Raw genomic sequence first — 21,094 nt, forward strand, 5'->3', positions numbered from 1 at the left:
TCAGGCCCCGACGCCGTGGAGCACCATCGACACCGCGGCCCGGGTGATCCGCTCCGGGTCCTCCGCGGCGCCCAGTTCGATGCGGCGGACCGCGGCGTCCACGACTCCCTGCAGCAGGGTGGCGGTCAGCCGGGGCTCGTCGTGCCCCAGGGCTTCGAGGGCATCCACGATGATGGTGATCAGTCCCCCGTGGGCGGCACGGATCTTCTCCCGGGCGCCCGCGTCCAGTTCGCCGGCCGAGATGGCGACGACGGCCCGGTGGCGGCGGTCGCCCGCCAGGTCCAGTTGCCGCCGTACGTACGCCTCGACCTTCGCCTCGGGGGTTTCCGCCCGTTCCATGGCGGCCTCCACCTCGGCCGCCCACACCGGGAAGTCGACGGCGCACAGCTCCTCGACGACGGCCGCGCGGGAGCGGAAGTACTCGTACACGGAGGAACGCGCCAGCCCCGTGCGCTCGGCCAGGGCGGGGAAGGTCAGTGCTTCCGTACCGCCCTCGGACAGCAGGGACCTGGCCGCCTCCAGCAGGGCGTCGCGCTGCATCCTCCGGTGCTCGGCCACGGAGGCCGCTCGAATCCTTGGCACGGGTCCACTCTATGGAGGGGAGTACCGATTCAGCGACTGACGTCGGCCAGCTTGGCCCGGAGCTGCAGCACGGACTTGGTGTGGATCTGGCTGACCCGGCTCTCGGTCACCCCCAGGACCTGCCCGATCTCGGCCAGGGTGAGCCCTTCGTAGTAGTAGAGGGTGACCACGGTCTTCTCCCGCTCCGGGAGGGTGTTGACCGCGCGGGCCAGCAGCCGTCGCAGTTCACGGTCCTCGGCGATCTCGACGGGGTTGTCGGCGGCCGTGTCCTCCAGGGTGTCCATGAGGCTGAGGCGGTCCCCGCCCTCCCCGCCGGCGTGGAGCACCTCTTCCAGGGCGACCATGTTGGTCAGCGGGAGCTGGCTGAAGATGCCGTGGAGTTCCTCCAGGGGGATCCCCATCTCGTCCGCGACCTCGGCCTCCGAGGGCGTGCGCCGCAGGGTCGCCTCCAGTGCGGCGTGGGCCCGTTCGAAGGCACGGGCCTTCTGCCGCACGGAGCGGGGGATCCAGTCCAGTGCCCGCAGTTCGTCGATCATGGCCCCGCGGATGCGGGTGATGGCGTAGGTCTCGAACTTGATCGAGCGGCTCGGGTCGAACTTCTCGATGGCGTCGATCAGTCCGAACACTCCGGAGGAGACGAAGTCGGCCTGCTCCACGTTGGCGGGCAGGCCGACGCTGACGCGTCCGGCCACGTACTTGACCAGAGGCGAGTAGTGGAGGATCAGCTGTTCCCGCAGCCGCTCGTCGCCCGTGCATTTGTACGACCGCCACAGCTCGTCGAGCGATCTGGGCGGGGCAGGGTGCGCAGCGTCGCCGGCTGCGGTCGGTTCTGCCATGGCCGTGCGGTCGGGCCCGGGGGTGTGGTGGGGCATGCCTGGTCTTGAGCCGTTCTGCCGTGAGCTGTGATCTGTGCACTGACGCCGTTGGGACCGTGAAAGTGGGAACCTTCGGAGCGTAGCGTGACCGAAGTGTCGCTCAGTGCGAGGAGTGGTCGATCGGACATACGCAGATACGTTCCGCTGCCCGCGCTCCGGGGGTATTCCGGCGGTCGGAGCGGCCCGTGAGACCCTGCGGAACGAACCATTCAGCGATCATGCTTTTCACCCTTTCACCCGATCGCCCCGGTTCAAGGACCGCCTCGTCACCTTTTGGGGTGTCCGCTCGCCCGTCGGGCCAGCTGCCAGCGGCCGCCGCTGTGTTCGAGGAAACCGAGCGACCTCAGCTCCTGGAGGCGGACGAGTGCGCGCTCCTCTGTGAGGGCCGCGGCGTGCGCCACCTCCGCCGTGCCGATCGCGTCCCGGGCTGGCAGGGCCTCCAGAACACGTGCCGCCTCCGGCGCCAGCAGATCGCGCGGCAGGATCGGCCCGCGCTTCTCGGGAGCCAGCTCACCGATGCTGCCGACCAGCTCGATGATCTCGGCCGCGTCGGTGACGACGATGCCCTCGCCGCGGAGGAGCTGGTGGACTCCCGCCGACAGACCGCTGGTCACAGGGCCGGGAACGCCCATCGTGACCCTGCCGAGGGCGAGCGAGCGCCGGGCGGTGACCAGCGACCCGCTGCGCAGTTCGGCCTCCACCACGACGGTGCCCCGGGCCAGGGCCGCGATCACTCTGTTGCGCAGCACGAACCGGCTGCGGGTCGGGTGGTCGCCGGGCGGGAGTTCGGCGACCAGCAGACCCTGCTCCCCGATGCGGTGGATCAGCGACCCGTTGCCCGGCGGGTAGGCCACGTCGACTCCGCAGGCCAGGACCCCGACGGTGGCCCCGTCCACCGCCAGGGCGCCGTTGTGGGCCGCGCCGTCCACGCCGTACGCCGCGCCGGAGATCACCGTCCACCCCCGGGCGGCCAGACTGGAGCCGAGCGTCGCCGCGACGTGGGCGCCGTAGTCCGTGCACGCCCGGGCGCCGACCACGGCGACCGAGCGCAGCGCCCACAGCCTCAGCGAGGCTCTGCCGCGCACCCACAGTCCGACGGGGCGCCCGTCCCCCAGGTCGTCCAGTTGGCTCGGCCATTCGGGGTCGCCCGGGCAGAGGAAGCGTCCGCCCGCTCCGTCGACGGCCCTCAGGTCGGCTTCGGGGTCGAGTCCGCGGGCCCGCTGACGCAGCCCGGCCCAGCGGGCCCGGGACACGCCGGGCAGCGGGGTCTCCGAACCGAGGGCCTTGAGGGTGTCCACGGCGCCGTACCGGTCGAGCCATCTGTTCACGGCCTCGTCCCCGGGTTCCCCGACCCTGGTGAGCGCCGCCCTGGCCAGGCGTTCCTCCTCGGTCATGGCCGGCCTCCGGTGAGTGCCGCGCCGCGCCGTACGCCCGTGCGCAGTTCCAGTGCCCCGTCGACGTCGTCGGCGGTGGGCCGGTCGTGCCCGGCGAGATCGGCGAGGGTCCAGGCGACCCTGAGGACCCTGTCCAGTCCGCGCGCGGTGAGCAGCCCGCGCTCCATGTCCTCCTCCGCCCGGCCCAGCGCTCCGGGCGATCCCGGCCACCGGGTCCGCAGTTCGTGTCCGGGCACCTCGCTGTTGGTCTGCCAGGGGGTTCCGGCGTAGCGGGCGGCGGCGCGCTCCCGCGCGGCGCGTACGCGGGCCGCCACGGCTTTTGTGGATTCCCCGTGGACGCCGGGGTTCGTCAGTTCGGCACGGGTGACGGGTTCGACGGTCACCCGGAGGTCGACACGGTCCAGCAGCGGTCCGGACAGGCGTGCGCGGTAGCGCCGGACCGAGGAGGGCCGGCATTCGCAGCCGCCTCCTCTGGAGCCGTGCCGCCCGCAGGGGCAGGGGTTGGCGGCGAGGACGAGGAGGAAGCGGGCGGGCATGCGCATCAGGCCCTGGGCCCGGGCCACGACGACCTGGCCGGACTCCAGCGGCTGCCGGAGGGCGTCGAGCACCCGTGCGCTGCATTCAGCGGCCTCGTCGAGTGAGTCGGACTTACTCCCCGATCGAAGGGGACTGACGATGGAACTCACCTGGCACAAGGCCGCAGCGGGGCACTACTTCGCCACCAACGGCAACGGGCAGCGCATCGCAACGGCGCGCAAGGAGGGCAACGCCTGGCACGGGACCGTGGTCGGTCTCGGCTTCAGCTTCACTGGCCGTCGACTGGCGGACGTGAAGGAGCTTGCGCACCGGCACGTCGAGCGCATCTACGGCGAGGGCGAATGGACGCTCTTCCCCGCCCGTGACCTGAAGCCCGGCATGATCGTCGCGACCGACGCCATGCGGGAGGAGCGGGAGATCGTCTCCGTCTCCGTCGACACCGACGCGCAGACCGTCTCCGCGGAACTCACCTCCGAGTCCTCCCGTGAGCTCGGCTTCAACCTGGATGCCGAGTACGCCGTAGGCGAGTACGTCCGGGTCAAGGTGGTGCCCACCGAGTCCGTCCGTGCTGAGTCGCTGGCCGAGGGCGACGTGATCCACTTCCACGACGGACAGGCCACCGTGACTCGCGTCGAGCGCGTGGAGAGCAGCCTTGCTCAGCTCCGGGTCTGCTACGCCTTCCGTGCGGCGAACGGCACCACCCCGCAGTGCGCCGCCACGGTCTACCCCGGCTCTCGCTTCGAGCGCACGGTGAAGCCTGCCGTGGCCGAGATGATCGAGGACGCTCCTGCCGTCGAGGTTGGCGACGTGATCCGGTTCTACGACTGCGACGCCACGGTGACGGCTGTCTCCGAGTCCGTGGTCACGTTCGTCCGACAGGACGGCACTACCGGGACCAAGCCTGTCGGTGCCCCTCTGAACGTCGTGGGCAAGGTGGCCGAGGAGCCCGCCCTTACGTGCACGCTTGATGACCCTGCGGACGCTCAGGCTCTCGTCGAGTGGCAGGCGGACGAGCGCTTCGCTCCCGAGGCGCACGGCATGCAGACGATCGACCTGCACCCGTTCACTGCCATCGTGGACGTGATCGCCGGGACGGGTGTCCTGGTCACTCCCCCGGCCACTGAAAACGTCTCCCTGTCCGATGGTGGAGCCACCCTGCATGACGCCTTGCTCGCCGATGCCCTCCGCGGACTCCTCCCCTACGGCATCAAGGCGATGGAAGGAGAGGACGGCGGGCTCTCCCTCGAAGGAGTGACCGAGGACGGCCGGAAGATCTTCAGCCTCTACCTGTCCGACTGCATCACCGCAGAGCCCACCTTCGAGGAGATCGCCGTATCGATCGAAGCCCTACGGCAGGCAGCCGGCCTCTGAGAGCAGCGTCACGGGGAGGCCGGTACCGGCTGGCCTCCCCTCCCCTCCATCATCGAACGCAGAACAGGACAGGAGAATCAGGTAGTGGCGCGCGTACTGGGAGTGCTCCGACTGAGCAGAGCGACGGACGAGAGTACGTCTGTCGTACGGCAGCGGAATTCCATCGAGCGATGGGCCGAGGACCGAGGGCACACCATCGTCGGGTGGGCCGAGGACGTAGACGTATCCGGCGCGGTCGCTCCGTGGCAGCGCCCGGAGCTGGGGAAGTGGCTCCCCTCCACCATCGGCAAGGACGTCTCCGAGGTCGAGGAGCGCCGAGCTTGGGAGGCGAGCCGAGCCGATGAGTGGGACATCGCTTGCGCATGGAAGCTCGACCGCGTCTCACGTCGAGTGCTGCACGTCTGGCAGCTCGTCGAGTGGACCGAAGAGAAGGGGAAGGCTCTCGCCTCGGTAGAGGACGGCTTCGACCTGTCCACGCCGATGGGGAAGATCCTCTTCTCTCTGATCGCCGCATTCGCCGAGGGCGAGCTTGAGGCGATCCGTTTCCGGGCGAAGTCGTCGTTCGCTCACCTCATGCGCTCCGGTCGGTGGCGTGGCGGCTTCGTGCCGTACGGCTACCGGGCAGAGAAGGACCCCGAGACGGACGGTTGGAAACTCGTCCCGGATGTCTACGGCACGGACACGGCAGGCATGGTCCGTGAGATCGTGCGGCGCGTCGTCGAGGACGGGGAAGCGCTCAACGCCGTCTGCCGCTGGCTGAACGAGGGGAAGGTTCCGACGTCTCTCGATGCTCAGCGCATCAGGGCAGGCAAGGAGCCGAAGGGGGCTCTCTGGCGCGTCGGCAACCTGACAAGGATGCTCCGCTCGCACACGCTCCTCGGCCGGGTCGAGATGACGGAAGAGGTCGAGCTTCCGAACGGGAAGAAGGGGACGCGCACCCGGCTCGTACGGGACGCCAAAGGTCAGCCCTTGCAGCGTGCCGAGCCTCTGCTCACCCGAGCCGAGTGGGATCGGCTGCAAGCGAAGCTCGCGGAGAACTCTCGACCGAACCACGGCAACCGCTACGACAGGAGCCCGCTCCTTCGGGTGGCGTTCTGCGTCTGCGGCCGTCCGATGTACCGGAACAACGGCCGTCACTGGATGTACTACCGGTGCAGCTCTCGGAACATCTCCGGTGCTGAGTGCGGGCAGAACCAAGCGATCCGGGCTGACCTCCTGGAGTCGACCATCACGGACGCATTCCTTGACGCAGTCGGGCACCTGGAAGTGGTGAGGCGCCGATTCATCCCCGGCACGGACAACAGGGCAGCGATCGAGGACGTCACGCGCGCGCTGGCGGAGCTGCGGGAGGACAGGGAAGCGGGTCTCTACTCATCCGAGCTGGGCAAGAAGGAGTACCGGGAGAGCTTCCTTCGCCTGGAGGCTCGGCGTGAAGCCCTGCTCGCCGTGCCGAACGAGCCGGACTGCTGGGAGGACGAGCCGACCGGCGAGACCTACCGGGAGCGGTTCGAGCGGCTGACCGATCCTGCGGCCAGGAACAAGGAACTCCGGGAGGCAGGTGTTCGGGCCGTCGTCCACGGCGAGGAGCTGCCGCAGCTCCCTGGCCTTGTTGAGCGCTTGGTCGACATTGATGCGGCCAACGCCAGGGAGACGGACAAGGTCCGTGTCCTGCATCGCGGCCGAGTGGCTTTGTCGTTTCCGATGAACTTGGGCCGCATCATCCTGGACCGCACGGCGATCACGGCCTGACCGACTACTGTCCGCTCAGCCGGCCGTCGACCCTACGTAACCGGACCCCGTCTGTCACTCACTGGCAGGCGGGGTCTACTCGTTGTCTTGCGGCTTCCGCAGGACGTACGTCCCCTTGGCCGGTACGACTCCGATCAAGCCTTGCTCCTTCAGCTCCCGGACTGCTCGCCGGACCGTGCCGAGCGCGGCGCTGTACTCCTCGCAAAGCAGGCGCTCGCCAGGGAGCCGAGCGCCCACGGGAAGCCTGCCCGTACGGATCTGCTCGGTGATGTCCTGGGCGATCTCCTGCCACCGGTACAGGGGCAGTCCTGCGCTCTCTGTCATGCACTCATGCTGCGGCGGTAGACAGGAGCCCGCTCGGGCAGGCTGCGGCATGACGCAGACAACCGCGGTATGACGCAGTTACTCTGTGGACAGGCACCAACACGAAGCGACCCCCGGACGGAGTCAGCCGTCCGAGGGTCTACGCCGTCGACTGTCGAGGAGTCGAACAACGATGCTGCAAACCCTACTGGCCCTGATCACCCGCGGCAGAGGCAGGCACAGGAAGGCGCACACACCCCGCACAGCCGTCCCCTCGGTGCTCCTGGACCCGATGACCCGAGGAGCCCGCATCGTCCGCCACAGGAGCGCACAGCCGTCCCCTCGCTACGTCCTGGAGGCGGAACAGGTGGCACTCGTCCGGCCGTACTTCCTGGCGTTCGAGGAGCAAGCCCGACAGGGCCGAGTCGAGGAGCGTGCTGCATGAGCGAGATCGAGAGCCAGCCGGCACCCTCCCAGCTCCGACGCCTGCCGTGGCGCGAGGACGGCAAGACTGCGTACCTGTCGACCGGCGACGGATCATCCCTCCTTTCCAGAATGGCGGACTCGATGGAAGAGGGGATGCTGACCACGGCCGAGGTGGACATGGCCCGAGCTCTGTCGGTGGCCGATGAGGTGAGCTCATCCCGAGCAGAGCTGAAGATGGCCGTTCGCTTCCTGGCTCACGCTGTGGTCGACGCGGTCGAGGTGGCCCGTCTGCGAGGTGAGCGACTGGGCGTCGCCCCCGAGGCGAAAGAAACGGCCGAGTTTCTGAGGCGCTGCCTGACGCGCTGATTCCAACAAGGCGAGAGCCCCTGCCCCTCGAAGGCGAGGAGGTAGGGGCTCTGTCATGTCCGGCTCCTACTCGGGAGGTGGGAGCGGCTGACCCTCGATCGCTGCCTGTACGTGCTCGGGAGTCAGCTTCTCCGTGCCGTACTGCTCGCCCCATGCCCTGACCCGACCGAGGGGGGAGTCTGGCGGAGGCGGCTCCTCGCTCAGCTCTGCCCCGAGGATCATCGCGCCGAAGCGGGCTCCCACTTCCTGCGGGCTCATGTCGTCCATACCGAGGACGGTAGGCCGAGGGTCTGACAACCGGGTGACCAGCGTCACGGCTCGTCGACCCTGACAAGTACCTCGCTCGCTCCGTATCAGTAAGTGAGGGATCTTCGCCCCTCGCCCGACAAGCGATCGGCGTCACTACTCAGGACCTGCAACAACCGGTCCACTCATCCGATCCTTGTAAGTGAGTGGCGTTCGCTCTTCGCTCAACGGGTGACCAGCGTCACTGCTCGGACTCTTTCCAACATGGCCCGCTCGCTCCGTATCAGTAAGTAAGAGATTCTTCCCCCCGCTCACCCGACCTGACCGGTCGGACGTTCTTCTTTCTGGGTGCGGCAGTCGGCGACGCCGTCCACCCCTCTCCTCCCCCTGTCTCTCCCCCGGTGCGCGCGCTCCGTTCGGGTTCCTCACGCGCCCTCCGACGTCGACCGCGCGCCCTGGTCAGGCGCGTGCCTCCACGGTTCGACGTCACCCACACCCCTCGCTGGCCGCTTACCTCCTGGGCGGCTGGCGGGGGGTGTTCTCTTCGGCCCTTCGACAGACGGCGGCGCCGACGAGACGAACCCGAACACCAAGCCCACCAAGCCCGCATCGAGCGGGAGGAAGGAGGCCAGCCAGTGCCTCTCAACATCAACGGCGTGGAGTACCTGTCCACCGCCCAGGCAGCCGAACGACTCGGCGTCACCGCCTCCACCCTCCGCACACACCGGAGTCACGGCACCAGAACCCAACTGGAGATGCTGAAGCTCGGGAACGTCGTCCTCTACACCGCCGCTTCCGTCGAGCGTGAAGCCGCCTGTCGAGGTGTTGGCCGATGAGCAGACGCGACAACGGTGGAGTCTGGACCAACGCCATCCAAACCGCCGAGTGGCTGGGCGAGCCTCGATCCCGTGTCCGCGCCTTCGCCTTCCACCTGCGCATGGAGGGCAAGTTGCCGGATGCCTGGGACTACGACGAGACCGTGCGGCCGAAGACCGCCCTCGATCGTCAGTGGATCTACGACAACTGGGAAGAGTGGGCCGCGGCGTGGACCGCATGGCGCGGTCGAGTGAGTGGCCGATGAGCTACTTCATCCCTCTCGCCGACGCCGCCGCCCGTCTGGGCGTGAAGCCGAAGACGCTGCTCCGCGCTCTCCAACACCCCGGCACGGACTTCCCGTATCTGACCATCCGGCACAGCGTCTACGTCGATCCCGACGACATGCAGCGCCTCGCCCAGGAGTACACACCGGCACGCGAAGAACAGGGCTGACGGCCCCTTTCTCAGCCGCTCCGTCCCTCTGGCCACCGATGGCCACGGGGGCTTTCTCATGCCCGCACGCAGCCTCTCAGCGCCGCCGCGGCCTGACGGCCGGCTCACGCGCGCGGGCTCTTACCCAACCCCATGACCGGCACGCAGCCCGTGCCAGAACAGGAGACCCGAACAGATGGCTACCAAGACCACCCCGAAGACGTTCGCCGCCCTCATCACCGCCGAAGAGGCCGAGGTGACCAAGAAGCTGCCCGCCCTCGAAGAGGCAGCGGCCGAGGCTCACGCCCTGATCGAGGAGCGCAAGGAGCAGGCGGCCGAGGCCGAGGGACGGCTGAACGCCTACCGTCGCCAGCTCGGTACCGGCTCGGTCGGCTTCACCCCGGCCGACTACGCCGAAGCCTTCCACGGTGTCGAGTACGCCCGACTGCTCGCCGAGGGACAGGAGCGCACCGCGAAGCGACTCCGCGAGTCTCTGCCGAACGGAGACAAGCGGCTGGCCGCTCTCGTCGCCGAGGCCGTGGCAAAGGTCATCCCCTACGCGGCCGAGGTGATCCCGACGTTCCTTCGCCCGGCTGAGGCGCCCGAGCACCTGGCGACTGGCCCGATCGTCGTGATCACACAGGACGGCAAGGCGAGCGAAAAGGGCGGCATCCTCACGGCAGGACTGACGATCCGCAGCTTCCGCCTCCCCCACTTCCAGCAGATCGACAAGCGGGACGTCGTCCGAGAGTTCGACGCCCGAGGCTGGAACCTGCGCTTCGAGCCCACGACGCAGACTGAGCGCCGGGACGGGTTCGTCGTGGACGTGATCCGAGTGCAGCAGCTCAGCGCGTACGCCTCGGTCCCCGTGATCACGAAGGACCCCACCGAGCGCGACGTGAACGCGGTCATCGGCACCCTGTCCATCGAGATGGTTCGAGCCTTCCCGGTTCAGCGCGAGATGGCTGGTGGCCTCACCGTGTCCCCTGGTGGTGGCGTCTCCGCCCCGGACATGAGCGCACGCCCCGAGTCCAAGCGGTTCAAGGTCAAGAAGGACGGCAACACCCGGACCGTCACCGTCGAGGCTGAGTACAAGGTCCAGTCGAACACGCCGAATTTCCCGATCGAGGCCGTGCGCGCGGCTGCGGGCAAGGGCACTCAGGCGATGGTCGACAAGTTCTTCCGTGGCGTCGGCGTGGTCGAGAAGGTGTCGCACTTCGACATGCAGACCGACAACCCCCAGAACGTCGGCGTGCGCGTGGTGCTGACCAGTAAGACCGCCTGATCGCTCCAACTTCGCCCCTGGCCCTGGTCCGCAGACCGGGGGCGTTGTTGGGCCGATCAGACCACGGTCCTCACTGGAACCCGAACAGGAGCACCCTCCGCATGACCTACGCTCTCGCCGCCATCTACGCCGCCACCCTCGTCGAGGTCTTCACCCTCGCCTGCGTGGCCGTTCGTATCGCCTCCCCCGAGAAGCCCACCCCTCGGACTGCGAAGTACAAGGGCACTGCCCTTCGCCACATGGCCCACGACCGCTACGTGCGCGAGGTCGCCCGAGCCGAGGCGCGCAACGCCTGACCACCCCGGCCGCGCACGTCGACCGCGTGCCGGCTCACGTACGTACGTCTTCCACTTCACGTACAGAGGCGCCTCAGTCGCTCGCCGACCGGGGCGCCTCTCGTCTGCCTGACCACAGAAGGAGAACCCGAACACCTCATGTCCAGCACCACCCCCGCCGCAAAGAGAGTGGCTACCGTCCTGCTCCTCGTCGCCCTCTCTCTCGTCGCCGCCCTGGCGTTCGTGAGCACGTTCCCCGCCGCCTACTACGCCGCCGAGACGATCGGGCTACCCACCTACGCCGCAGTGTCCTGGGCGCTCCTGCCCGACGCTGGCACGCTCGTTGGGATGCTCGGCGCCCTCGTCCTCACCGACCGTCGAGGCCGCCGCTTCGCCATCACCTCGGTTGCCGCGTTCGCCGGTAGCTCTGCCCTCGTCAACGTCGCTCACGCCCTCGCCGACCGGTACGGCAACGCACCGACTGCTCTCCTCGTCGCCTACGGCCTGACTGCCACCGTCGCTCTGTTCCTGTCCGCGGAGACCGCTTCCCGTGTCGTCGTTTCCCTCGTTCCTGCCGTTGAGGCGAAGCCTGTCCCGAGGGTGGAGAGTCGAGCGACCGCCAAGGGGTCGACGCTCCCAGCTCGACGCACCGAGGCACAGGTGATCGAGCAGGCCCGAGAGGTGGCGCGGAAGTACGCCCGATCGGGCAAGCGCCTCACCGTCTCCGCACTTCAGGCCGAGTGCCGGCTGTCCTGGAAGCGGGCGAGTCGAGTGCTCGCCGTCGTCGGGGGTGCCGCAACATGAGAAGGGCTTGATCTCTGGTCCGGTCGCGCTGCGGTAGGGGTCCCCCAGCGCGACCGGCTGATCAACTGCGGTACATCCGGATCTCGTCGCGCACGTCGCGCACGGCTCGAATCGCAGCGATCACCTTTTTGGACAGCTTCGGAACCTGGTCAATGAGGTTCCCCAGAAATCTGGACCCCAAGACGACCGCCATCGTTCCGAGAACCATCCAGCCCGCCATGTCCATGTGGCTCCTTCCGGTTGCGGTGTGGCACAGGCGCAGGCGCGAGGGCCCAAGCCCCCTTTGCCGGGGCTCCTCGCTTACGCCTCATCAGGTGCCGCACCCCAACCCGGAGTACCGGGAATCTTGGGCGACTTGAGCCTACCCGGCTTGCAGTGGCACGTAACGGTTTTGGAGGTGATCCCGACGGCAACGAAGCTCACTCCCGAGTGCATCGATTGCCCTGAGTCGACTCGGCTGACAGGTCACAGGCCGACGCAAAGTTGACGAGCCTCTTCACGATCATGTAAAAGATCTCTTCCGCCTCTTCGAGGCGCACCGTAGCTCCCGCCGTGCGACGGCGGTAGAGCTGGCCACTCCGTGAGAGGCCGCCATCCCGAGGGGCTGGCAGGGGAAGCCGAGGGCACCCCGAGCGCGAACGGTACGCGCGATCTCCCATCACCACGCCGAGGCGTAGCTGTGCGCTGCCCTCGGCCTTCCTGAAGGAGGTCGCACACTCGTGCCCAAGACCAACAACCCTGCCGCCCCTTCCTGGGTCGGCTACACGTCCCGCTACCTCACGCTCCCCGCGAGCGAGCCGTTCCGGCTCTCCCCTCGAAAGCTGGCTCGGAAGTGCTCGATCTCCGGGGCCGAGTTCGAGTCTGGCCTTCGCTCGCTGCAAGAGGAGGGCTGGCTTCGGCGCCTCGGTTACGACACCTGGCAGCTCTCCCGGCCGGTGCGGTGAGCCGTGCTGGAAGACCTGTTCCCCAAGATCGAGGAGAACCGAACCAAGCTACGGAAGCGCGGGTACGCCCTGGCGGCCGAGCACTACCCACCGACCGGACAGGCGGCGCAGTGGTACGCCGACGTGATCCAGTGCGTACCTCGCAGCGGCCAACGGGTGGCGAAGCAACTTGCCCGGCTCTGTGGCGACGACTCCCGCGTAACTGTGCCGTGGCGCTCACTGGCGGATGCCGTGGGCGTCCGGGACAGCGCCGGTCGAGAGCGCGCGTACACCGAGCGAGGCGTACAGGTGCTCGTCGAGGCCGGGTGGCTGACGGTCGAGACGATCGGCGCCAAGCGCGGAGCGAAAACGACGTTCAGCCTGGAGCCCGGAGACCGGGCCACGGAGTGGCTGGGCTGGGTCGACGCTGACGACTGGCTCGACGATGCCGCCTGAGAAGTTTTGGCCAGAGTAGGAGTCCCCGGCTCGGCCCCCGAGCCCGCTCCTGCTCGTCGAGAAGTTTTGGCCAGAGTAAGGAGGCCCGGCGCATCGCCGATCCATCCCGAAGTTTTGGCCAGAGTAAGAGTCCCCCGTCCTGCTGAGAAGTTTTGGCCAGAGTAAGAGCACTGTCGTGCTCGACTCCTGGCGGAGTCTCCGCGCGGACAGACACAGTCCGTCTCGGGCAACGGCGAGAGCAAGCAGTAAGTAGCTCTGCGCTGTGGCCGGGCTTCCGCCCGGCACCAACCGAAGACGTCTTGCAGCTCTGCTCTGTGGCGCCCTACGGGCGCCCCTGACGCATGCCCGCTTACTCACTGGGGGCGCGGTAGCGCCCCACTTCCCAAGACGGCAAGCCACTTTCTCTCGCCGTCGCTACTACGCCGAGGACTGCCGGTCGCTGGCGCTCCCTCGCAGTACCCAACCCCTACAGGAAGAAGGCTCCGCCATCCTCGCTTCACACCTGCACTACTCGACTCGCCTCGCTGGCGAGCGCCTGTCGGCCCTGCTCGACTCCCTCACGCTCCCCGGCGTAGACGTCTGGCTCGTCTCCGCCGACGCACACCAGGGCCGCGGGTCAGCCCGCTGGCTCGACGTCTCGCTCTACGCCACGAAGGGACACGGCTACCCGGACGCCGACACGACGGACGCTCTTGACGCCGTGGCGCTCGTCCTGGACGTCATCACCGGCCACGAAGTGAAGGGCTTCGGTTCGGTCTCAGGTGGCGCCCTGACCGGCTCACACACCATCCGTGAGGGTCTGGCGCTCTCGCTCCGCTTGCACGTCGAGACAGACGCACAGCGCTTCCCTGACCCCCGCTTCGCGCTCGATGAGCGAGCCATGACCATCACCTACAACGCTGAGGAGGTTGCAGCGTGACCGTACCGACCCTGACCTGTGAGACCTGTCCGAACCCGATCGAGCGCACGGGCAAGCGTGGCCCTGCTCCTCGGTTCTGCGACTCCTGCAAGCTCGACCGGCACAATGCCAGACAGCGCGCCAGGTACACGAAGAAGGGGCGCAACACCCCTCGCCCTGGCGCTCAGAAGTACCGCCCTGGCTGGACATCCTCGAACGGACAACTGACCCTCGTTCGCCGTATCGCGGGCGACGCCGAGCGGGCGTGGTTCGAGTGTGCTTGCGGTGGCGTGGCGAAGCTCCTGCACATCCGCAACGTCGCGTCCGGCCGAACGAAGAACTGCGCAGAGCGGGACTGGCACGCTGACCCGCGCATGAAGACCGGCACGGTGTCGTACAAGCTGGCGCACACCCATGCCGCCCGTGCGCTGGGTAAGGCACGAGACCTGGCCTGCGTCGACACCGGCAAGCCCGCAGCAGAGCTCAGCTACCGAGGCTGGTGTGACCAGGAACAGACCGAGCCGATGCACTCCGACTACGCGCCGGGAGCCGTCTACTGCGAGCACCCCGAGCACTACCACCCCCGAACCATCGGAGCCCACCGGCAGTACGACCGGGTCATCCGGCAGTTCTCCGGGGCGAAGGCGACCGGGAACACGCTCTTCCTGGTCGGGATCGCCCACCTGGTCACGGACGCCGACACGCTCACTGTGGAGGAGGTGGAAGCGTGAGCCGGCCGACTCAGGAAGAACTCGACCGCCGATGGAACGAAGGGCTCTGCGCTCGCTGCCTGGCACCGTTCGAGCCTCGTTCCGTCGAGCACGTCTACTGCTCCCGCACCTGCCGACAGCGCGACGAGCGGGAGGCCACTCGACCCGCGGCAGGCCAGTGCGAGGCATGCGGCGCCTCCCTGGCAGGGCGACGCTGTGACGCTCGCTGGTGCTCCGCGGCCTGCCGGATGCGATCGAGGCGCGCGGCGGCGTAAGCGCGCCACAGGGGATACGGGGATGGAGGGCGGGCTCTCCCAGAGATGCCCGCCCCGTCTCCGCGAGCTGGCCTTCGTGTGGCGAACGGGCGACGCAACGCAGTTCGAATCCATACACTCCGGCTCATGTTGATCGCGACGCCCTGGTATGAATCCGGCTCGTTCTGGCAGTTCGCCATCACGACACTTGTCGCCGTGGCGGTTGGCTTCTTGGGTGCCTTCGCGACGCTGCGAGCAAGCAACCCCAAACGGCGCCTGGCGTACTGGACCCTCGCGAACACGTCCCTCTTCGTCGCCTCGCACAGCCAGACCGGCGCCCTGACAGTCGCTCATCACGGCACGACCGTGCAACGTCCGCGCGTGGTCGAGCTGGAGCTGAGGAACACGGGCCGACGCGACATCACTGCGGCTCAGTTCCACGCGGGCCAACCCATCGTGTACGACCTCGGCGCCGACGTTGTGGCCGTCCTTGAAGTTGCGTCACAACCGACTGGCACCGTGGCGCCGAGCGTAGGCATTTCTGCGGGAGCTCGTCACCGGATCGAGGTTCCCCCTTGCTTGCTGACCCGGAAGCAGAAAGTCAACATTTCTCTGCTTGTGGACGGCCCAGAGCGTCCCGTCAGGTGCCTGGGTGCCCCCCTTGTTGATGTGCAGGTTCGAGAGACAGCAGAGCCCGTCAGATCTCGGTCCGTCATGTTGATGTACGGCTGGGCAATCAACTTTGTGGTTTTGGCCATCGCAAGTCTTTTCATGCGCTGACGCCCGCCTGTGCTGTGTGTTCGCTCTCTGAGGTCACGACCCTGGGACCGTGGCGATTTGGCGGGCGGTAAGACGTAGCGGTGCGGAAACTGCGACCCAAGGGGTCATACCCCCACCCCTCCCCTACCTGGCCGGACGTCGACCGGCAGGTGATCGGCGAGAAGCGGCCCAGCGGCGCCTCTCGCGAGCGTTTGCGTCAAGCCTGGAGCGAGGCGCCCGCCACGCCCTGACGGGGCGTGAGAACGACGCACAGCGCATTGACGCGGACTGACGCAGACTGGCGCGGCCTGACGCTGTGAACCGCGTCACAAATCCACAGTGTCCGCTTGACAGGCACTCGGCCCCTTGTGAGAGAACCGATGCCACACGGAGTAAGTCCGGATCTCTCGGCTCGTCCAAAAAGAGCACGCCGTTGTGGGCGAGGGAGACGGCCCCCGGCCGGGGCAGCCCGCTGCCGCCTCCGACGAGGGAGGCCATGGTGGCCGAGTGGTGCGGGGCGCAGTACGGCGGCCTCTCGACCAGAGGCCGCCCCGGGGGCAGCGCTCCCGCCACGGAGTGGACTGCGGTGACCTCCAGCGCCTCCTCCCGGGTGAGGGGCGGCATCAGGCCGGGCAGCCGTTCCGCGAGCATGGTCTTGCCCGCGCCGGGCGGTCCCTTCAGGAAGAGGTGGTGACGGCCCGCGGCGGCCACCTCCAGGGCTCTGCGGGCCGTGGCCTGCCCGGCGACCTCGGCGAGGTCCACGGGGCGGTCGCCGCCGATCCCCGCGATGCCCTTTCCCGAGCCGGGCATGGCGAGCCCTGCGAGCATCGGAGCCGCGGCACCGTCCTCGCCCGGGCCGTCCTCGTCCGGCACGGGCGTGTCGGTCAGGATGGCCACGAGCTGGCGCAGGGAGCGGATGCCGAGCACGGAGACGCCGGGCACCAGGGCGGCTTCGGCCGCGGTCTGTTCCGCGACGACGACCTGGCGGTACCCGGCGTCCGCGGCGGCCAGGACGGTGGGGAGGACGCCGCGGACGGGCCGGACCCGGCCGTCGAGCCCCAGCTCGCCGATCATCACCAGCCCGGTGAGCTCACGGGGGTCGATCCGTTCCGCCGCTCCGAGAACCGCACAGGCCACGGCCAGATCGAAGCCGCTGCCGCTCTTGGGCACCGAGGCGGGGCTGAGACCGACCGTGAGCTTCTTCTGCGGCCAGTCGATGCCGGAGTTGACGACGGCGGCCCTGACCCGGTCGCGGCTTTCGACCAGGCTCTTGTCGGGCAGGCCCACCAGGGTGAAGGTGGCGAGGCCCGGTTCGAGGTCCGCCTGGACCTCGACCACCACGCCCTCGACTCCGACGAGGGCGACCGAGCAGGTGCGGGCGAACCCCATCTCAGGCCACCCCCCTGACGTGCTCCACCACGGGTGCGCCGCGTTCGGGCAGGACGATGCCGACGAGGTCGATGCGCACTCCCCCGGTCGGCGGCCGGCCGTACCGGGTGAGCCATCGTTCGGTCAGCCAGCGGGCGGCGAGTCTGCGCAGCCGTGCCGCCTTGCGCGGGGTGACCGCTGCCATCGGGTGTTCGTAGGGGCCGGCTCTGCGGGTCTTGACCTCGCAGATGACGAGTGCGTCGGCGTCCCGGGCGACGATGTCGATCTCACCGCTCCGGCAGCGCCAGTTGCGGTCCAGGACGGCCATGCCCGACTCCCGCAGCCGCCGGGCGGCCAGGTCCTCGCCGTAGCGTCCGAGTGCGTTCCTGCCGTTCATCGGTACCACCTCCGGGTCCGACTGTGGCGGACGGGGAGACGGCAGGGTGATCATGGCCCGATTCGGTGGAGAACCGGCGGGTTGTGGACAAGTCGCTCACCCGTGTGGGTGAGCTGCTCCGGGTACGGCCGAACGCCCCGGTCACCTCTTGAAGCCGGAGTCCTCGGGCAGGTCGAGGTCGCTCTTGTTCAGCTCCTCGATGTTCACGTCCTTGAAGGTGAGGACCCGCACCTGCTTGACGAAGCGGGCCGGGCGGTACATGTCCCACACCCAGGCGTCGGCCATCGTCACCTCGAAGAAGACCTCACCCTGGACCGAGTGCACCTGCATCTCGTAGTCGTTGGTGAGGTAGAAGCGCCGTTCGGTTTCGATCACATACCTGAACAGCCCGACGACGTCCCGGTACTCCCGGTAGAGCTTCAGCTCCATCTCGGTCTCGTACTTCTCGAGATCCTCGGCGCTCATGGCATGTTCCCCTTCAGCCGTGCGTCCCCCCATTGTGCGTCAGGCGCGCCCGCCTTCCGCGGACCGCGGTGATCGCTCCGGCCACGGCGCCGACGAGGATCAGCGCGACACCGCCGGCGATCGCCGCCGCGGCGGACCCCAGCGGTCCCGGCCGGGAGACGCCACCGGGCAGATCGGCGAAGCTCCGGGGACGCTCCGTCATCCCGGCCCTGGCCGGCGGCCACACCACGGCGTCGACCCGGCCCACCACCGCGTCCCGCTCCACGGAACCGTTGGCCGCGTCCTCCAGGTGCATCCGGGAGTCGACCGAGTCGATGCGGTGGTCCCCGAGGAGGAAGAGGCGCCCCTCGGGCACGGCCGCCTCGAAATCCGTGAAGGAGGCCTGCTCGTCCCGCCGCAGATACGGTTCGTCGAGGGCTTCGCCGTTGAGGGTCAGCCTTCCCTCCTTGTCGCAGCACTCCACGGTGTCGCCCCCGACGCCCACGACCCGCTTGATCATCGGCAGCTCGCCCCACGCCGGGTCCCGGAAGACGACGATGTCGCCGCGTCTGACCTGGTCCCCGTCGACGCGCTGGACCAGGATCCGGTCCCCGGCGTTCACCGTGGGCACCATGGAGTCGCTGGGCACGGCGTAGGGCTGGTACAGCACGGCCGCCCACACGAAACCGCCCAGGAAGAGCACACAGCCGACCACCGCTGTCAGTGAGGACAGGGTGCGGCCCAGACGGCCGCGGGCTCCTCGGGCACGTCCTGTTCCAGTCACTCGCGCTCCCGGGGTCTGGTTCCGCCAACGGCCTGGCCGCACCCTACCCCCGGGTACGCGCGCGGGTCAGGCCCCGTCCCGCGGAGCCGCCGCCCGTGCCGCCTCGGCGGCCCTCCTCCTCCTGCGCCACAGCACCAGCGGAATCGCGCCCGCCAGCCCCATCGCCGCGGGCGCCGCGGCCAGGCCCTTCTCCTCGAAGGTGTCCGGCACGGGGAGGGTGCCCCAGCGGTCGATCGGCCACGCCTTGACGACGGCGCGCCCGACGACGTCGTCCACGGGGACGGTGCCGTTCCCCTCGAGGTCCTGGTGGAAGCGGGAGTCCAGGGAGTTCTGGCGGTTGTCGCCCATCACCCAGATCCGTCCCTCGGGCACCTTGACCGGGCCGAAGCCCTCACTGCCGCACGGAGTGCTGCCCGGGTAGATGTAGGACTCCTCGTCCAGGGCCTTGCCATTGACCGTGACGGGGCCGTTCTTCTCGCAGGCCACGGTGTCGCCGCCGACCGCGATGACCCTCTTGATCAGGTCCTGCTCCTCGGCGGAGGGCATCAGCCCGATGAAGCTCATGAACTCCTGGAAGGCGCCTGCGATGCCGCCGGGGTCGCTCTGCGTGCTCTCGTCCAGCCAGCCGCCCGGATCGTGGAAGACGACGACCTCGCCGCGCTCGGGCTCGGCCCCGAACCAGGGGGTCAGTTTGTCCACCAGGACCCGGTCCCCCCGCTGCAGGGTGTTCTGCATCGAGTCGGAGGGGATGGAGAACGCCTGCATCAGGAACGTCTTGATCAGCAGTGCCAGGATCAGCGCGATGCCGATCAGCAGGGGGAGTTCCTTCAGGAAGGAGCGCTGTTGCTTTCTGTCCGTCACGTCCGCTGTGTCTTCTCCGCCGTCCGGTTCCGCGGTCGGTTCCTCACCGCGCTCCACGGGCTCGTCGCCGGCCCGCCTCTCCGGTCCGTCCGCGTCGGAGCGCGCTCCAACCGCCACGTCCCCCACATCCACTCCTCACACTGTTCGTACCGCGCCGTCGCCCGCGCCTCAGCCGGTGCAGGCCCACCACTCCCATAACGAGCGGGAGTTCCGCAGGGCTCGGGATCCGCACCATGTCGTCGGCCGTGCCATTCTCCCCGTCCGCCGCCGCGGAGGCGGGCTCGCCGCGCGGATCGGGTACCGACGCGTAGGTCTCGGGTTCCTCCAGCCGTCGCCAGTGGGAGTACGGCCAGGCGATCACCACGGCCTTGCCCACCACGAGTTCCTCCGGGATGGTCCCGTTCCCCGGATCGTCCAGGTGGTAACGGGAGTCGGCGGAGTTGGCGCGATGGTCGCCCATGACGAAGATCCGGTTCTCGGGGACCTTCACCTTGAAGCGCATCTGCGAGGGGGCGTTGCCGGGGTGGAGGTACGGCTCGTTCAGCGGCGTCCCGTTGACCGTCACCCGGCCGCTGTCGTCGCAGCACTCGACGGTGTCGCCGCCGATCCCGATGACCCTCTTGATCAGGTCCTGCTCGTCGTCCGAGGGCAGCAGGCCGATGAAGGTCAGGAACTGCCTGCCCTGCCTGATCCCCACGGGGTCGTTCCGCTCGGGCTTCTCCTCGGGCGGCAGCCAGCCCCCGGGGTCCTTGAAGACGACCACGTCACCGCGTTCGGGGCGCGCGCCGAACCAGGGCGTGAGCTTGTCCACCAGCACCCGGTCGTCGATCCTGATCGTCTGCTCCATCGAGCCGGAGGGGATGACGAACGCCTGGACCAGGAACGTCTTGAGCACCAGCGCGATCAGCAGCGCCACGCCCACCAGGACGGGTATCTCCTTGGTCACCGACAGCCGTCGCCGCCGCTTGATCCGCTTGGCGGCGCGCCGGCGGTCCGCCCGTCCCTCTCCGGGGCCGCGCAGCGTCGTCCGGGGCTCCCGGAGCTCCTCGGGCGCGGCGCCGCCCGCCCGGTGCCCTCTGGGCCTTCCTCGTCTACCCATGGCGGCCCCGCAGGGAGGTCCAGCGGCCGGCGGGCCAGACGACCCAGTCGACCCGGCCGATCACCCGGTCCACCGGCACGGTGCCGCCGCCGGGGGCGCCGAGGAGGTCGCGGGAGTCCCGGGAGCGGGAGCGGTGGTCGCCCATCACCCACAGCCGTCCCTCAGGGACCTCGACGTCGAACGGGACGGCCGAGGGCCGGTCGCCGGGATGCAGGTACCTCTCGTCCACCGGTTCGCCGTTCACCTCGATCCTCCCCCGCTCGTCGCAGCACGTGACCCTGTCCCCGCCGACTCCGACGACGCGCTTGACGTAGTCGGACGCGTCCGACGGCTCCCGGTCGAACGATCCGGTGCCGTCGAAGACCACAACGTCCCCGCGCCGCGGAAGGTTGCCGAAACGGTATGCCAGCTTGTTCACCAGGACACGGTCTCCGACGCCGAGGGTGTCCGCCATCGAGTCGCTCCGGATGCGGAAGGGTTCCGCCACGAACGCGTGGACCGCCGAGAGCAGCAGCGCCGAGACGGCGAGTGCCGCCCCCAGACGCGCGGAGCGCGACCGGTGTCCCCGTCCCGTCGAGGGGACCGGGGAGCGGTCGCGCTCCGTGGGCCGTGTGTGCTGTGCGTCGGTGTCCATCGAGCCGAGACTAACCCGGCGCACGACGGTCCGCGGCGGGGGCGGT

28 protein-coding genes and 1 pseudogene are annotated in these 21,094 nt (G+C 68.9%); 15 read left to right on the top strand and 14 right to left on the bottom strand.

Annotated elements, in window-relative coordinates:
• From ABD358_RS12470 to ABD358_RS12485, 4 genes are all read right to left on the bottom strand, one after another.
• The gene (locus tag ABD358_RS12470) at positions 1 to 558 is read right to left on the bottom strand and encodes a TetR/AcrR family transcriptional regulator (RefSeq protein WP_344631095.1); all 558 of its coding nucleotides are present in this window, start codon (positions 556 to 558) and stop codon (positions 1 to 3) included.
• A gap of 53 nt (positions 559 to 611) precedes the next feature.
• Complete coding sequence (gene whiG, locus ABD358_RS12475) at positions 612 to 1,454, bottom strand: RNA polymerase sigma factor WhiG (protein ID WP_344631015.1); 843 nt, start codon at positions 1,452 to 1,454, stop codon at positions 612 to 614.
• A 269-nt stretch (positions 1,455 to 1,723) separates the two neighbouring features.
• Entirely contained in the window at positions 1,724 to 2,851 is a 1,128-nt protein-coding gene (gene dprA, locus ABD358_RS12480; protein ID WP_344631016.1) for a DNA-processing protein DprA, read from the bottom strand.
• Entirely contained in the window at positions 2,848 to 3,537 is a 690-nt protein-coding gene (locus tag ABD358_RS12485; protein ID WP_425576311.1) for an ATP-binding protein, read from the bottom strand. Before ABD358_RS12485 ends, dprA begins: the two co-directional genes overlap by 4 nt.
• Here ABD358_RS12485 and ABD358_RS12490 point away from each other — a divergent pair.
• Positions 3,527 to 4,759, top strand: a complete 1,233-nt coding sequence (locus tag ABD358_RS12490; RefSeq protein ID WP_344631017.1) for a hypothetical protein — start codon at positions 3,527 to 3,529, stop codon at positions 4,757 to 4,759. The two genes, ABD358_RS12485 and ABD358_RS12490, sit on opposite strands and share 11 nt — an antisense overlap.
• 84 nt (positions 4,760 to 4,843) lie before the next feature.
• Complete coding sequence (locus ABD358_RS12495; protein WP_344631018.1) at positions 4,844 to 6,508, top strand: recombinase family protein; 1,665 nt, start codon at positions 4,844 to 4,846, stop codon at positions 6,506 to 6,508.
• A gap of 75 nt (positions 6,509 to 6,583) precedes the next feature.
• Here the strand turns inward: ABD358_RS12495 and ABD358_RS12500 are convergent, their stop codons facing one another.
• Positions 6,584 to 6,832, bottom strand: coding sequence for a GntR family transcriptional regulator (locus tag ABD358_RS12500; protein WP_344631019.1), 249 nt, complete (start codon positions 6,830 to 6,832; stop codon positions 6,584 to 6,586).
• Positions 6,833 to 7,004: 172 nt separating this feature from the next.
• Between ABD358_RS12500 and ABD358_RS12505 the strand changes: the two genes are divergently transcribed.
• Positions 7,005 to 7,256, top strand: a complete 252-nt coding sequence (locus ABD358_RS12505; protein WP_344631020.1) for a hypothetical protein — start codon at positions 7,005 to 7,007, stop codon at positions 7,254 to 7,256.
• The gene (locus tag ABD358_RS12510) at positions 7,253 to 7,603 is read left to right on the top strand and encodes a sulfatase (protein WP_344631021.1); all 351 of its coding nucleotides are present in this window, start codon (positions 7,253 to 7,255) and stop codon (positions 7,601 to 7,603) included. Before ABD358_RS12505 ends, ABD358_RS12510 begins: the two co-directional genes overlap by 4 nt.
• 66 nt (positions 7,604 to 7,669) lie before the next feature.
• Here ABD358_RS12510 and ABD358_RS12515 read toward each other — a convergent pair whose 3' ends face one another.
• A complete protein-coding gene (locus ABD358_RS12515) occupies positions 7,670 to 7,870 on the bottom strand; it encodes a hypothetical protein (protein WP_344631022.1) in 201 nt (66 codons plus the stop codon).
• 614 nt (positions 7,871 to 8,484) lie between these two features.
• Here ABD358_RS12515 and ABD358_RS12520 point away from each other — a divergent pair.
• The 6 genes from ABD358_RS12520 to ABD358_RS12545 all read left to right on the top strand — a co-directional run bounded on the left by ABD358_RS12520 (position 8,485) and on the right by ABD358_RS12545 (position 11,461).
• Complete coding sequence (locus tag ABD358_RS12520) at positions 8,485 to 8,685, top strand: hypothetical protein (RefSeq protein ID WP_344631023.1); 201 nt, start codon at positions 8,485 to 8,487, stop codon at positions 8,683 to 8,685.
• Complete coding sequence (locus ABD358_RS12525) at positions 8,682 to 8,930, top strand: hypothetical protein (RefSeq protein WP_344631024.1); 249 nt, start codon at positions 8,682 to 8,684, stop codon at positions 8,928 to 8,930. Before ABD358_RS12520 ends, ABD358_RS12525 begins: the two co-directional genes overlap by 4 nt.
• Positions 8,927 to 9,118: a hypothetical protein gene (locus ABD358_RS12530; protein ID WP_344631025.1), complete on the top strand. Its 192-nt coding sequence runs from the start codon at positions 8,927 to 8,929 to the stop codon at positions 9,116 to 9,118. The genes ABD358_RS12525 and ABD358_RS12530 overlap by 4 nt, the downstream gene beginning before the upstream one ends.
• A 175-nt stretch (positions 9,119 to 9,293) precedes the next feature.
• The gene (locus ABD358_RS12535) at positions 9,294 to 10,382 is read left to right on the top strand and encodes a hypothetical protein (RefSeq protein WP_344631026.1); all 1,089 of its coding nucleotides are present in this window, start codon (positions 9,294 to 9,296) and stop codon (positions 10,380 to 10,382) included.
• 101 nt (positions 10,383 to 10,483) lie between these two features.
• Complete coding sequence (locus ABD358_RS12540; RefSeq protein WP_344631027.1) at positions 10,484 to 10,678, top strand: hypothetical protein; 195 nt, start codon at positions 10,484 to 10,486, stop codon at positions 10,676 to 10,678.
• A gap of 138 nt (positions 10,679 to 10,816) precedes the next feature.
• Positions 10,817 to 11,461 carry a hypothetical protein gene (locus ABD358_RS12545; RefSeq protein ID WP_344631028.1) on the top strand — a complete coding sequence of 215 codons (645 nt, stop codon included), beginning with the start codon at positions 10,817 to 10,819 and terminating at the stop codon, positions 11,459 to 11,461.
• A gap of 61 nt (positions 11,462 to 11,522) precedes the next feature.
• On the opposite strand, the gene ABD358_RS12550 is transcribed toward ABD358_RS12545, so the two are convergent.
• Complete coding sequence (locus ABD358_RS12550; RefSeq protein WP_344631029.1) at positions 11,523 to 11,687, bottom strand: hypothetical protein; 165 nt, start codon at positions 11,685 to 11,687, stop codon at positions 11,523 to 11,525.
• A 493-nt stretch (positions 11,688 to 12,180) separates the two neighbouring features.
• Here ABD358_RS12550 and ABD358_RS12555 point away from each other — a divergent pair, with 493 nt between their 5' ends.
• The 5 genes from ABD358_RS12555 (at position 12,181) to ABD358_RS12575 (ending at position 15,482) form a co-directional block, all read left to right on the top strand.
• Positions 12,181 to 12,405 carry a hypothetical protein gene (locus tag ABD358_RS12555; RefSeq protein ID WP_344631030.1) on the top strand — a complete coding sequence of 75 codons (225 nt, stop codon included), beginning with the start codon at positions 12,181 to 12,183 and terminating at the stop codon, positions 12,403 to 12,405.
• A gap of 3 nt (positions 12,406 to 12,408) precedes the next feature.
• Complete coding sequence (locus tag ABD358_RS12560) at positions 12,409 to 12,840, top strand: hypothetical protein (protein ID WP_344631031.1); 432 nt, start codon at positions 12,409 to 12,411, stop codon at positions 12,838 to 12,840.
• A 700-nt stretch (positions 12,841 to 13,540) separates the two neighbouring features.
• Positions 13,541 to 13,759, top strand: coding sequence for a hypothetical protein (locus ABD358_RS12565; RefSeq protein ID WP_344631032.1), 219 nt, complete (start codon positions 13,541 to 13,543; stop codon positions 13,757 to 13,759).
• Between the two features lie 353 nt (positions 13,760 to 14,112).
• Positions 14,113 to 14,469, top strand: a complete 357-nt coding sequence (locus ABD358_RS12570; RefSeq protein ID WP_344631033.1) for a hypothetical protein — start codon at positions 14,113 to 14,115, stop codon at positions 14,467 to 14,469.
• Between the two features lie 380 nt (positions 14,470 to 14,849).
• Positions 14,850 to 15,482 carry a hypothetical protein gene (locus ABD358_RS12575; protein ID WP_344631034.1) on the top strand — a complete coding sequence of 211 codons (633 nt, stop codon included), beginning with the start codon at positions 14,850 to 14,852 and terminating at the stop codon, positions 15,480 to 15,482.
• 387 nt (positions 15,483 to 15,869) lie between these two features.
• Here the strand turns inward: ABD358_RS12575 and ABD358_RS12580 are convergent.
• From ABD358_RS12580 to lepB (ABD358_RS12610), 7 genes and pseudogenes are all read right to left on the bottom strand, one after another.
• A pseudogene (locus ABD358_RS12580) lies at positions 15,870 to 16,850 on the bottom strand (YifB family Mg chelatase-like AAA ATPase); the annotation flags it as partial.
• Between the two features lies 1 nt (position 16,851).
• Positions 16,852 to 17,226, bottom strand: coding sequence for a YraN family protein (locus ABD358_RS12585; protein ID WP_344631035.1), 375 nt, complete (start codon positions 17,224 to 17,226; stop codon positions 16,852 to 16,854).
• A 141-nt stretch (positions 17,227 to 17,367) separates the two neighbouring features.
• The gene (locus ABD358_RS12590; protein WP_344631036.1) at positions 17,368 to 17,691 is read right to left on the bottom strand and encodes a DUF2469 domain-containing protein; all 324 of its coding nucleotides are present in this window, start codon (positions 17,689 to 17,691) and stop codon (positions 17,368 to 17,370) included.
• A gap of 13 nt (positions 17,692 to 17,704) precedes the next feature.
• Positions 17,705 to 18,454 carry a signal peptidase I gene (gene lepB / locus ABD358_RS12595; RefSeq protein WP_344631037.1) on the bottom strand — a complete coding sequence of 250 codons (750 nt, stop codon included), beginning with the start codon at positions 18,452 to 18,454 and terminating at the stop codon, positions 17,705 to 17,707.
• A 66-nt stretch (positions 18,455 to 18,520) separates the two neighbouring features.
• Positions 18,521 to 19,432: a signal peptidase I gene (lepB, locus tag ABD358_RS12600; protein ID WP_344631038.1), complete on the bottom strand. Its 912-nt coding sequence runs from the start codon at positions 19,430 to 19,432 to the stop codon at positions 18,521 to 18,523.
• On the bottom strand, positions 19,359 to 20,414 hold the full coding sequence (gene lepB, locus ABD358_RS12605; RefSeq protein WP_344631039.1) for a signal peptidase I: 1,056 nt from the start codon (positions 20,412 to 20,414) through the stop codon (positions 19,359 to 19,361). The genes lepB (ABD358_RS12600) and lepB (ABD358_RS12605) overlap by 74 nt, the downstream gene beginning before the upstream one ends.
• Positions 20,407 to 21,048, bottom strand: coding sequence for a signal peptidase I (gene lepB, locus ABD358_RS12610; protein WP_344631040.1), 642 nt, complete (start codon positions 21,046 to 21,048; stop codon positions 20,407 to 20,409). The genes lepB (ABD358_RS12605) and lepB (ABD358_RS12610) overlap by 8 nt, the downstream gene beginning before the upstream one ends.
• Positions 21,049 to 21,094 lie beyond the last annotated feature (46 nt).

The organism is Streptomyces glaucosporus, assembly GCF_039533345.1.
GTDB classification, from domain to species: domain Bacteria; phylum Actinomycetota; class Actinomycetes; order Streptomycetales; family Streptomycetaceae; genus Streptomyces; species Streptomyces glaucosporus.